This is a genomic window from Chryseobacterium mucoviscidosis, from assembly GCF_002177115.1.
GTDB lineage: Bacteria > Bacteroidota > Bacteroidia > Flavobacteriales > Weeksellaceae > Chryseobacterium > Chryseobacterium mucoviscidosis.
Map to the genome: position 1 here is coordinate 44,189 of NZ_MVAG01000113.1, position 12,453 is coordinate 56,641.

At 36.5% G+C, this 12,453-nt stretch carries 9 protein-coding genes; 4 read left to right on the forward strand and 5 right to left on the reverse strand.

Translation table 11 applies throughout. From position 1 onward, the window contains the following. Positions 1–51: 51 nt before the first annotated feature. The 4 genes from B0E34_RS09010 to pelA all read left to right on the forward strand — a co-directional run bounded on the left by B0E34_RS09010 (position 52) and on the right by pelA (position 7,305). Complete coding sequence (locus B0E34_RS09010) at positions 52–1,626, forward strand: T9SS type A sorting domain-containing protein (protein WP_087708847.1); 1,575 nt, start codon at positions 52–54, stop codon at positions 1,624–1,626. 81 nt (positions 1,627–1,707) lie between these two features. Next, entirely contained in the window at positions 1,708–4,404 is a 2,697-nt protein-coding gene (locus B0E34_RS09015) for a helix-turn-helix and ligand-binding sensor domain-containing protein (protein ID WP_076392915.1), read from the forward strand. 679 nt (positions 4,405–5,083) lie between these two features. Next, complete coding sequence (locus B0E34_RS09020) at positions 5,084–6,268, forward strand: BT3233 family polysaccharide utilization protein (RefSeq protein ID WP_087708849.1); 1,185 nt, start codon at positions 5,084–5,086, stop codon at positions 6,266–6,268. 11 nt (positions 6,269–6,279) lie between these two features. Then, positions 6,280–7,305, forward strand: coding sequence for a pectate lyase (gene pelA, locus B0E34_RS09025; RefSeq protein ID WP_087708852.1), 1,026 nt, complete (start codon positions 6,280–6,282; stop codon positions 7,303–7,305). Positions 7,306–7,406: 101 nt separating this feature from the next. On the opposite strand, the gene B0E34_RS09030 is transcribed toward pelA, so the two are convergent. From B0E34_RS09030 to B0E34_RS09050, 5 genes are all read right to left on the reverse strand, one after another. Beyond that, positions 7,407–8,528: a pectate lyase family protein gene (locus tag B0E34_RS09030; RefSeq protein ID WP_087708853.1), complete on the reverse strand. Its 1,122-nt coding sequence runs from the start codon at positions 8,526–8,528 to the stop codon at positions 7,407–7,409. A gap of 329 nt (positions 8,529–8,857) precedes the next feature. Beyond that, positions 8,858–9,205 (reverse strand): cupin domain-containing protein, encoded by a 348-nt coding sequence (locus tag B0E34_RS09035; RefSeq protein ID WP_087708856.1) that lies wholly within the window; start codon positions 9,203–9,205, stop codon positions 8,858–8,860. Between the two features lie 168 nt (positions 9,206–9,373). Beyond that, positions 9,374–10,111, reverse strand: coding sequence for a rhamnogalacturonan acetylesterase (locus tag B0E34_RS09040; protein ID WP_087708858.1), 738 nt, complete (start codon positions 10,109–10,111; stop codon positions 9,374–9,376). Positions 10,112–10,377: 266 nt separating this feature from the next. Beyond that, the gene (locus tag B0E34_RS09045) at positions 10,378–11,349 is read right to left on the reverse strand and encodes a pectinesterase family protein (RefSeq protein WP_087708859.1); all 972 of its coding nucleotides are present in this window, start codon (positions 11,347–11,349) and stop codon (positions 10,378–10,380) included. 181 nt (positions 11,350–11,530) lie between these two features. Then, a complete protein-coding gene (locus tag B0E34_RS09050; protein ID WP_087708861.1) occupies positions 11,531–12,439 on the reverse strand; it encodes an alpha/beta hydrolase in 909 nt (302 codons plus the stop codon). Positions 12,440–12,453: the final 14 nt, after the last annotated feature.

The window sequence follows — 12,453 nt, forward strand, 5'->3', positions numbered from 1 at the left end:
TTTCTGAAAATTAACGGTCAGCCATAATACTAATTTTTAAACTTTATAAAGATGAAAAATTTATCTCTTTTTTTAATGCTTTTGGCATTTAGTTTTGGCTTTTCTCAGCCAACAACTAACGCACCGACTCCTACTCAGGCAGCGGCAGATGTAATTTCTATATTCAGTGATGCTTATACGAATGTTGCTACGAACTATAATCCGAACTGGGGACAGTCCGGAAGTGTGAATACTTCTTTTCAGGCGGTTTCTGGATCTGGAAATAATATTTTGGTATATTCTAATTTCAATTATCAGGGAACAGATCTTACCACTCAGAATGCTGCTGCGATGGAATATCTTCACATTGACGTCTGGACAAATACTGCAGGTGCTGTTCTTAAAGTTTCACCCATCAATAACGGAACAGGATCCAGTGAATTTTTGGTGAATGTTCCTCTCACGAATGCGGGATGGAGCAGTGTAGATCTTCCAAAATCTGCGTTTACGGGAATGACCTGGAATTCTGTTTTTCAGATAAAATTTGACGGACAGTCCGGAGCAAATCCTTCGACAATTTACCTGGATAATATCTATTTCTGGAAAAATCCCGTGAATCCTACTGCAGATGCTACTTTAAGCGATTTAAAAGTAAACGGAACCACTGTTTCAGGGTTCAGTTCTGCGATTCTTTCCTATACTTTGGAATATCCGCAAGGTACAACGGCTGTTCCGCAAATTACTGCGGCTACAACCACCAATGCAAGCGCAACAAAAGTCATTACTCAGTCATCGGCAATTCCGGGTACGGCAACTGTTTTGGTAACCTCACAAAACGGATTGGTAACCAAAACATACACGGTAAATTATGTAGTTTCAGGACCTAATGTTGCTGCGCCAACTCCTCCTGCGAGAGCAGCGACGGATGTTATTTCCATGTTCAGTAATGCTTATGCCAATATTCCGATTGATGCATGGTCTGCGGTTTGGGACGATTCTAGTATTTCTGATATTCAGGTAGCAGGAAATGATACTAAAAAAATTATTTTCACCAATTTCCTAGGAGTGGATTTCAGCGGAGCCGGACATCATATCAATGCAACTAATTTCACCCATTTCCATATGGATATCTGGATCGACAATAGTGTGGATCTGGTAGGGAAAGTATTCAATCTTAAACTTTCACAATGGGGAGGAACTTCGGGAGAGGTTTCTGCACTGGAGCTTCCGCTTAATACAGGAACTACACCTGCTTTGGTAAAAGGGCAATGGCTTTCAATTGATGTTCCGCTAAGTAGCTGGACGAATAATGCTGCAAGAAATGATATCGCCCAGTTTGTGATTACTTCCAATATCGGAACGGTTTATTTTGATAATCTCTATTTTCATAAAGCTACAGTATTGGGAACCAACGAAGCTACCGTTTCCAAAAGCTTGAGAGTTTATCCTAATCCTGCGAATGTAGGTGAAACAATTACGGCAGAAAGTAAAGTGAAAACCATCGAAGTGTATACTTTATCGGGACAAAAAGTAAAGAGTGAGAACTCAAATACCATATCCACACAAGGATTTGCTAAAGGAATGTATATTTTGAAAACCACGACAGATAAAGGGGAAGTTCAGTCTTCAAAAGTTATTGTGAAATAATTAAAATTAACAATAAATAATTAGACGTCCGTTGAAAAAAACGGACGTTTTTTTCTTAAATTTTATCTATATTTGAGTAGAATGCTGAAATACTTTTTTGTTTACTTTTTACTGTTCCTGAGTTTTTTTTCTAATGCACAGAGCATTTTAGAAAAAGGAATGCCCTTTGTGCAGAATTATCTGCCCGAAAGCTATGGAAATCACGGTAAAATCTGGGATATTAAATCGGCAAAAAACGGCATGATCTACATGGCTTCCGAAGACGGGCTTCTGGAGTTTGATGGTAAAACATGGGGACATTTTAAAAGTTACCGTGGCTATACAAGATCTTTATATGTTGCCAATGATTCTACCATTTACGCTGGAGCGGATATGGATTTTGGGATCTGGAAAAGAAATAAATTCAGAAAATTCACTTTTACTTCGCTGTATCCTTTCAAAAAGAAAATAGGTGGCGTTAATGAGGAGTTTTGGGGAACATATCAGATTAAAAATCAGATGGTTTTTGTATCTCATCAAAACATTTATATACGTTCGGAAAAAAAACTCACCAAATTTTCTGCAAAATCCAGATTTTCCAATAGTTTCTTCGTCAACGGAAGATTGTTTCTTGCCGATGAAAAAAAAGGACTCTTTGAGTACGACGGAATACAGTTGAAACTCCTGTTTTCTTATCCCGATAAGAGCTCTTTGGATGTAAGCGGTGTTTTTTTTAACGGAAATTCTCTACGCATCATTACTAAAGATAAAGGAATTTTTGAATGGAATAACGGCAGACTTATCCCTATTCAGCTTGAAGTTTCTTCAGTGCTTATCAAAAACAAAGTTTTCAGTTTCATTACTTTGGGGACACAGTATTACGCTTTCGGAACTATACTGGACGGAATATACATTACGGATCTGAACGGAAAAATCATTCAGCACATTAACAAAAGCAAAGGCTTGCCTAATAATACCGTTTTGTGCATGAATTACCAAAAAAGCGGTAAACTGTGGCTCGGTCTGGATTATGGAATCTCTTCTGTAGATATTCAAAATCATATTACCTATTTTTACAGTCAGGATGATGATTTCGGGACGGGTTACACAGCAGCTTTTAAAGACGATACTTTCTTTTTAGGTTCTAATCAAGGATTGTATTTTACAGACTGGAATGAAATGGGAAATTCGGGATCCGGCAATTTTTTACGAATGGTAGAAGGATCGGAAGGACAGGTTTGGACGCTTAAAAATATTGACGGAAATCTGTATTGCGGTCACGATAAAGGACTTTTTATTCTGGAGAAAAACAGTTTAAAAAAAGTTAATAATGAATATGGCGTTTCTGCAATTACCCCTTTCAGGAAAGATTATGTTTTAACAGGAAACTATTCTGGAATTTTCGTTTACAAAAAAGAAAACAATACACTCAAATTCATAAAAAAGCTGAATTTAATTGTAGGAGCGGTAAGTCAGATTGAAGTGGAAAATGATCATACAATCTGGATCAATATTCCTAATTACGGGATCTTGCGGACAACCGTTGATGCCAGTTTTAACGCGGTTAATCGTCAGATTTTTCCCGATAGTAATTTTAAAGGAAATCTGCCGCATATTTACAATAATAATGGGAAGATAAAAATTGTTACTTCTTCAGAACAGTATGATTTCAGTTATTCAAACAATACATTTTCTCCTGCTTCTGAAAAATTACAGCTCCCGCTTATTAACGGTAAGCTTTCCGGATTTTATATTCCCCAAAAATTATCTGCGGAATATAACTTTTTCCCTATATACAACGGTTTTGCGTTGGAAAAACTGAATTTTCAAGATAAGAACAGGTTCAGTTCCCGGCTTATTTTCACGAAGGCACAGATGTTTAACAATATGGGAAATTTTGATCTGGAAGAAAATCAAAAGCTTCCTTACCGGTTCAATAATCTCCGTTTTGTATTTTCGCTTCCCAACGAAGAAGGAGTAGAATATCAGTACTTTCTGGATGGATTTTCAAAAGACTGGTCTGTCTGGAATTCTGAAAATAAAATAGAGTTTCTTGGTCTCAAAGAAGGAACATACAGCTTTTTGGTAAAAGCTAAAATCGGAAACCAGATATCTGACGTAAAAACATTTACCTTTAGAATCAATCCGCCTTGGTACAGAAGCCTGTATAGTTATGCAGCTTATCTTCTTATGATAGCGGGCTTTTTTTACTTCCTTAAAAAATATCAGGAAAATAAACTGAAAAAACAAAAACTGGAACTTCTGAAAAAAGAGCAGAATGCACTTCGCGAACAGGCAGAAAAGCACAGACAGGAAATGTTTTTTGAAAAACAGCGACAGCTTGAAAATGAGAAAAATAACCTCAAAGAAGAGATCAAAAACAAAACCATAGAACTTGCCACCAAAGCCAAAGAAGATGAAGATAAAAACCGCCTTCTTTCTACCATTAATGAAAAAATACTTGAAATAGAAAATAACCCGAATATTTCTAAAATAAGACTCGGTGAAATCCGCAGAACCCTGAAAACCTATCTGGAAACAGACGATCATACATTCGAAATCCAGATGGATGAACTTCATCAGGAGTTTTTCAAGGCAATGAGGAAGAAATTTCCCAATCTTTCCATATACGATCTGCGTTTATGCGCATACCTTAAAATTGGGCTGAATTCTAAAGAAATGGCAGATATTTTTCAGGTATTGCCTTCCAGTATCAATGTAAGCCGATCCAGACTGAGAAAAAAACTCGGGCTGAAACCGGAAGATGATCTGTTTGATTTTCTGAATAATTTTGAATAGATTTCTAAAAATCTGCTTACCTAAATTCTGTCAATTATTAAATTATCTTCTGAATATCACTCAGAGCTTACTTTCTTGTAATAATTTTTGAAATTTTATTGATCTTAAAATCAATTGTTTATAATTTATTTTACAAAATTTAATACTTTTTACAAAAACTTTTCCAACGCTTTTCCTCTTTTCTGCATCTATATAAATAGACATGATAAAAATATTTCGGATATACCGATAAAATTAAATTAGGCAACCAACAAATTCATGTGATTGTGGTTTTTAAGAATTTGTTCAGGTTTTTTCCGCAGGCGAAGCAGATCGGTATATTTAATTAAGCCTTATAAAACGAATGATCTGAGATTTTGATCAATTAATTGGATAGAATAATAAACTGTCAGTCTGCGGAATTTTAGAAAAAAAAAAGGGTAAAGCACAATAAAATAGTATGTGGAGAAGTTAAAGTAGTGGTCGATGTATGATGAAGAAGATTGAGTTTGGAGCGTCTGCAGAAATGCGGACGCTTTTTTATTTAACTTTAAAATTGGAAATTAAAAAATCAACTACTTTCACAAACCAGTCAGAATATGAAACTAAAAGTCACAATTTTTTGTTAAATCATTAAAATTTTCTCTTCCTGAACAAAAATTATTTTTACTTTTGGAAAATTAACTCAACAGTACAATATATGTTTAAAGTTAAAAATTCTATTCTTGGATTCGTTTATGCAATCGGTTGCATTAGTTCATCTTTGTGCAATGCCCAGACTTCTGTTCAGGTGAAAAATAATCTGAATTTTGAAAGAAATGAAGTGGTTGCAGTTCCCGTTTCACAGCTAAGATCTTTTTTAAATAAAAATAAAGAAGAAGAGATAAGGATAAAAAACAGCAAAGGACAATTAATAACCATTCAGTGGATCGACAACGATGGAGACGGAAACAATGATGAGTTGCTTTTCATGGCGCACATTGCCGGAAAATCCTCTGAAAAATATACCATTACAGCCGATGGAAAATCTCCGGTTCCTGAAAGTAAAGTAACCACTTATTCCAGACTGGTTCCGGAAAGAGTAGACGATTATGCATGGGAAAATGAAAAAATTGCATTCAGAATGTACGGTCCGAAAGGGCAGAAAGAAGCTTTAGCCGGAGTAAAAGGAAGTACCCTTTCCAGCGGAGTGGATATCTGGCTGAAAAGAACAGAACAGCCGGTTATCAATAAATGGTATAAAGGCTATTTAACCGATCCGATGTATTACCACAGAGATTCCAGAGGAGAAGGCTACGATCCCTATCACGTCGGAGACAGCCGAGGAACAGGAGGAATCGGAATCTGGAAAGACGGAAAACTACAGGTTTCGCAGAATTTTGTTACCTCTAAAACCATTACTGAAGGACCTTTAAGAACAGTTTTTGAGCTTACATACAATCCCTGGAGCGATTTTGGCGTGAAAGAAACCAAAATAATTTCTTTAGATTTAGGTTCAAACTTTTCAAAATTCGAATCCACTTTTGAAGCGGAAAAAAAGGTTCCGAATTATACCATCGGAATTACCCTTCACAAAAACGAAGGAGAAGCAAAGCTTAATGACAAAGAAGGTTATTATCTTCATTGGGAAAAGATTGATGATGCTTTTGTAGGAGAGGGGATTGTAGTAAATCCTGAAATTACAGAAAAATCAATAGCTTTTAAATCTGAAACTCCGGATCAGAGCAATTTACTGGTCATCACAAAACCTCAGAGAAAACTTACCTACTACGCAGGATTTGCATGGCAGAAAAGCGGACAGATTCATACTCTGAAGGACTGGGAAGATATGTTGAAAAAACAGGCGCAGATCATCGCAAATCCTTTACAGGTAACCATTAAATAAACATTATAAGGATGAAAACAAAACTCTATTTACTGACTTTAGGTTTAGCTGCCGTCAATTTTTCCGCTCAGACAAAAGACACCTTAGCTGAAAAAATAATGATCTATCAGCTTCCGATCGGAGGTTGGGGAAAACAGCTCGAAGATAAATCTGTCGTGAACTACAATCTTCCTCTCAGCAAAGAACTTTTACGAAAGATAAAAGCAACAGGAGACGATCATGCCACGATCGATAACAATGCAACTTCAAGAGAGATTAATGCACTCATCAAAGCATATTCTGTCACTAAAAATCCCGAATATTTAAAATCGGCAGAAAAAGGAATCAGCTATCTTTTACTGATGCAGTATAAAAACAATGGAGGTTTTCCACAGTATTATCCCAACAAAGGACTGTACAGAAAGCAGATTACGTATAACGACAATGCAATGATTAATGCACTTACAGTTTTATATAATGTTACCGAAGGAAAAAATGGCTTCGATGTAGTGGATGCAAAGCTGAAAGAAAAATCAAAAATCGCAGTTCAGAAAGGAATAGAATGTATTTTAAAAACGCAGGTACTGCAAAAAAATATTCCTGCCATCTGGGGCGATCAGTACAACGAAGAAACGTTACAGCCGGATAAAGCGAGAGCTTTTGAACCTGTTTCTTTAGCTACCGCAGAATCTGTGGGAATCGTAAGGTTTTTAATGATGCAGCCTGTAACTCCGGAAATCGAAAAATCTGTAAAATCTGCCATAAAATGGTTCAGGCAAAATAAAATTGAAGGCTACAGCTATGAAGTGGCAAAAGTAAACGGAAAGGCGGTACGAACTTTAGCCGAAGATAAAAATTCTGTGATCTGGGCAAGATTTTATGATATCAACAACAATAAACCTCTTTTCGGCGACCGCGACGGAAGCGTAAAATACAATTATTACGAAGTTTCCGAAGAAAGAAGAAACGGCTATAGCTGGTACGGAGATTATGCCGAAAAACTGCTTGGGAAAGAATATCCGAAGTGGCTTGAAAAAAACAGTATTTCTGATTTATAGTTAGGTGTGGATCATGGAAAGTTAGATCAGTTTTTATTCCATGTTCTGCAGAAAAAAGCGGCTGTCCCGATCGGGACAGCCGCTCATTTATATGAATAGTATTAAAAAGTATTACAGATATTTCCGGATAACGTTGCTCCTGCATTTGCCGTAACATCAGATTTTACGGATGAAAGAGAAAGCGTAGAAATAGTGTAAGGTGGCGTGAAAGCTGTTGAACCGCCTCCCTGCTTATTACCGGTAACGTTGGTGAAAGTATTGTTAGAAGTAACCGTTACTCCTGTATAACCGCTCATTAAGTTAATCGGCTCGTTTACATTTTCAAAAACATTTCCGTCCACACGGATATTAGCCTGAACTCCTGCTGCAATACATTTGTTGCTTACAGAGCTGTTAAAATAGCTGTTCAGGATATGGATTTTTCCGTAACGAACTCTCGGCATACGCTCTCTGCATCCCGGAGCCCACCAGCAACGAACAAAAGTTACATTCAGTTTTCCTGCATCTGCTGTTGCACCATCGCTGGAACCGATCAGGTTGGAGAATCTGTGATCGTCTGTTCCTCCCGATCCTCCTGCTTTCGGAGGTTTCAGATAATGAAATTTCGTGTAGGATACCGTTACAAAATCAGATTTATTTTTAATATCAAAATTTCCGTCTACTCCGTCTCTGAATTCGCAATGATCGATCCATACATTTCGGCAGTCGTCCAGAATAGCATTGTCCCAACCGTCTGTATCGTATGCTCCGGGACCTTCAAAAATCAGATTTCGGATGACGATATTATTACATCTTTTAACATTAAGAATTCCGGAACCGTCTTTCGTCTGATCTGTAGAAACCAGCTTCGCGCCGCTTGTTCCGTAAATTGTTTTCCCTGTCTGATCCTGTAGTGAAAGGCGTGCTGAAACGGTAATCGTTCCGGTTACTTTAATCACTTTTACAGAAGTATTTTCAATAGCAGATTTTAGCTGTGCGTAAGTGGTAACGGTAGTTTCAGCGGCAGTTCCGCCTCCTGTAGTTCCTCCGTTTTGTGAAGCCCATCCCGGTGCAGTACAATTTGCTAACGGAACTACGGCTTTAGAAGCCAGTGCACTTCTCATATTAAGGTCACTGTTGTTTTCAGATAGGTCTGATTTAATGTCTTCCTGTCCGCATCCGATGAAGGCAAAAACAGAACAGAGAGCTACTGTCGCAAAAGCAGCTTTAAATGTTTTTTTCATAGTAAGTATGGTTTTAATTATGATTAGATTGTAAAATTACAAATACGGTAAACAAATAATTTATATTTTAACATATCTATATTTATATAATTATAATGTTATTTATTTTATTTGGTTAATCGGTTGCATTTTATTTAATGTTTAAAATTTACTTGATGCTGAATTGTAAATTAAAAATCCCAAAGATGATCCGGTGTAAGAAATTTAAATCTCCTGAACCGGAAAATCTTCGGGAAAAAATATTAGCTGTTTGGTATATGTATTATTTAACTGATAAACAGTTGGTTGTGTTATTTTTAAAAATGGGATTTAAAAAATAAAATGGAGCCTTAAAACTTATCTTTGATGAAATCTTCTCTGAAAGGAGCAAACGAATCAATCAGTTTTCCCGCTTCGAGACATTTCACGCCGTGAAAAATATTGGGCTGGGCAAAAAATCCGTCGCCTTTCTGTAAAATTTTCATTTCACCATCAACTGTGACTTCAAATTTTCCTTCAGCAACATAGGTGATCTGAGAATGAAAATGATTATGTAATGCACCGATAGCATTTTTCTCAAATTGTACAATCACCATCATGACCTGAGAGTTATATCCGACAAACTGTCTGGAAACGCCGTCTCCCAAATTTTCCCATTCAGAATTCCCATCGAAGAAAGCCTCTTTTTTGAATTTCATCTTATTACTTTTTAATTATTATAACTAATTTTTACATCATGTCATTTCGACGAAGAAGAAATCTAATGTATTGATTGATTTTATGTTGTTCTCGCGCAGATTTTGCTGATTGAGCAGATCTTTAAAAGGTTTTTGTCCGTAAAGATTCTCTTAATTAAGTGGGAAACTTTATTTAATATATCTTTCCAATCCTATTTTTAACATCTTTAAATTTTTCGCGGCTAATTTTGCAACCGTTTCCGCTCCCAATTTCGATAAATGCGTGTCATCTTCTTTTCCTTTGGGATAATACGGATCTTCGCCTTCTTTATAATACAGATGAAGTTTTTTTGAATTTTCGGAGCCGTAAGAAATTTCCATCTGTTCTGTTAACAACTGCATATCCACAAAAGGAACTTTCAGATCATTTGCGACCATTCTTACAACCAGAGGATATTCCTTGTGCGTATCGATCAAAACTCCGTTTTCGTTGAAGTTTCTTCTTACAATAGAAGTCATCAGAACAGGAATCGCCCCTTTCGCTCTGGCTTCATTCACATATCGTTCAAGATTCGCTCTGTACTGTGTGTAAGGATTGGTAAACTTTGTAGAATCTTTGATTTTCTGATCATTATGACCAAACTGTATAATGACGAAATCTCCTTTTTTCAGTTGTTTTTCCACCTGATCCCATCGTCCTTCCGTTCTGAAACTTTTGGAGCTTCTTCCGTTCACCGCATGATTCTGAATTTCAATTCCGTTGGTTAAAAACTGAGGCAAAACCTGTCCCCATCCGTGTTCCGGATTTTTGTCCGGATTTTCTTTATTAGCCATGGTAGAATCTCCAATTAAGAAAAGGATTGGCTTTTGCTGAGCCATAATTAAAGTTGAAACGGCTATGCTAAAGATTAAAAGTATTTTTTTCATTTTAAATAAATTTTTTAATTTATATTCTTTTGTCTTGGAAACAAAAGAATCAAAAGTTCAAGACCTGGAAACTTCCGCTAAAAATTATTTCTATTCACTAAAAATCCTAGAACTCGCGCGAATTTGATGTTTGTCTTTTTATTCAGTATTTTGGTCGCGCTCAAACAATAGAATTTTCTTAACGTTCACAGAATTAATTTTCTTAACGCTCCATTTTCCTATGTCGATTTAGCGAATGGTAATCATTACTCATTATTAATTACTCATTACTTATGTTGAGGATTCCAGCCATCAAAAATTTTTTCCGGCGTATAATTTTTCAGATCTTTTTTTGTGAGCTGGTGCGACCAGTTTACGCGCTTCGAAGTGTTTCCGCCTTCTCCTTTACTCCCGAATTCCGCGTAATAGGCTGTTTTTTCTTTATCAGGAAACATTTTGTCGCCTTTCCACGGATTCCAGCCTTCGGGAAGAATATGTTTTCCCATTTCAGTATTGATGAAAACCGTTTTTGCATAAGGTCTCCAAGGTCTGCCTAAATACACTTTTGTAATGTCTTCTTTCGCAGTTAATGTACAGTCGAAAAACACGAAACCATACTTTCTGTCTGCTTCCGTTGCGGCTGCAGTGATGAACGAATCGGCTAAACTTTTAATTGTACAGTTCTTAAAAACAACGGTTGCCTGTCCGAAAATAAAATCAGTGGTTCCTTCGATCAAACAGTTTTCAAAATACTGTCTGCTGTGATTGGTTGCGGCATAAACGGTGTCCTGACAACCTGAAATAATCGAATTTTTAATGATAAAACGGTCACCTTCCACATGAAGGGAAACCGCCTGTCCTTCATTACAGGAAGTATTCTGAATCGTTATATTGCTGATTTTTATGTCATCTCCCATCACCAATAACGTATAAGAATTAAACGTGGTCATCTTTTCATTGAAAGAATCCGGTTTTCCTGAAAAATCATTGTTGGTAATTATGGTATTGTCTTTATTTTCGCCTTCCAGCGTAATTTTATGTTTTGAAGAAGGAATCACCACTTTTTCATGATACGTTCCGGATTTTATCAAGATCAAAGCTTCTTCCGGTCCTAAATCTCTGATGGAATTAATAGCTTTCTGAATGGAGGTGAAATCTCCGCTTCCGTCTTTTGAAACGGTAATTTTGATGTACGGATCATTTCCTGCAAACAGCAAATTTGCCATCGAAATGAGAAGGGTTAAAAATAATTTTTTCATAGTTTGAATTATTTTTTTGACGCAAAGATTTTTATAAAGCCTCATAATTTTTAGGGAGTAAAGTCAAATAAAATTTGTTTCGCGAAGCCATGAAGATAGTGTCATAAAATCAACTTGTTGATTCATCTTTGCTCCTTAAAATTTAACATATCTATTAATAAAAACTTTGCGTTTAAGATCACTATTTCAAAACTTTATCTAAAAAATCCAATGTCAAATTCAGTGTTTCCGTGAACCATGGTTCTGCCGACCAAAAGGAGTGTGGTGTATCTTTAATCTCATGAAACTCTGTCGGAATGTTATAACTCTTCAGTTTTTTCATCATATCATCTCTTCCGGCATGAAATCTTGTCTGCGAACTGTTGATGAAAAGAGTAGGAGGGGTATTTTTATCCACAAATTCTAAGGGAGAAGCGGCTGTCCAGTTTTTTAAATTGCTTTCTCTGTCTCCGTTCAGCCAATAGGAAGCATAGGTACTTTCTTCCGCTTCGGGATGAATAAAGGAAACAATGCCGTCTACATTTACAATTGCCTGAATTTTATTTTTTGATTTTACACCGACCAAAGTGGCGATCTGCGCTCCGGCAGATTCTCCCAGAACCGCTATTTTCTTTCGGTCTAAAGAATATTTTTTACTGTTTTTCTTCAGCCATTGAATTCCGGTTTCGATGTCTTCCACTCCGGCAGGAAATTTTGCAACATCAGCGAGACGATAACCGATAGCAATCACCACATAACCTTTTGAAGCCAGTTCAATTGCCATGAATTTTTCGTTTTCCTTACTTCCTGAAATCCATCCGCCACCGTGAACCATCGCAATTCCCGGATATTTTTTGTTCTGATCTAAAGGATAATACACATCTGCTTTCAAAGAAATTCCGTTGATGTTTTTATATTCTGCGTCTTTATCAATCCCGATATTTTGAGGAACCGGACGGTCAATCGGAGTTACGAACGGATATTTTTTTTTGAATTTTTCGAATGTTCCTTCGTTGGTATAGGGAGTAGCATTCGGTCGATTTACCTGTCCGAATGCCATTGTCCCCATAAAAAAAATAGAAATATAAGTATGTTTTCGGTTAAAAATCATGTTGTCAAATTTTA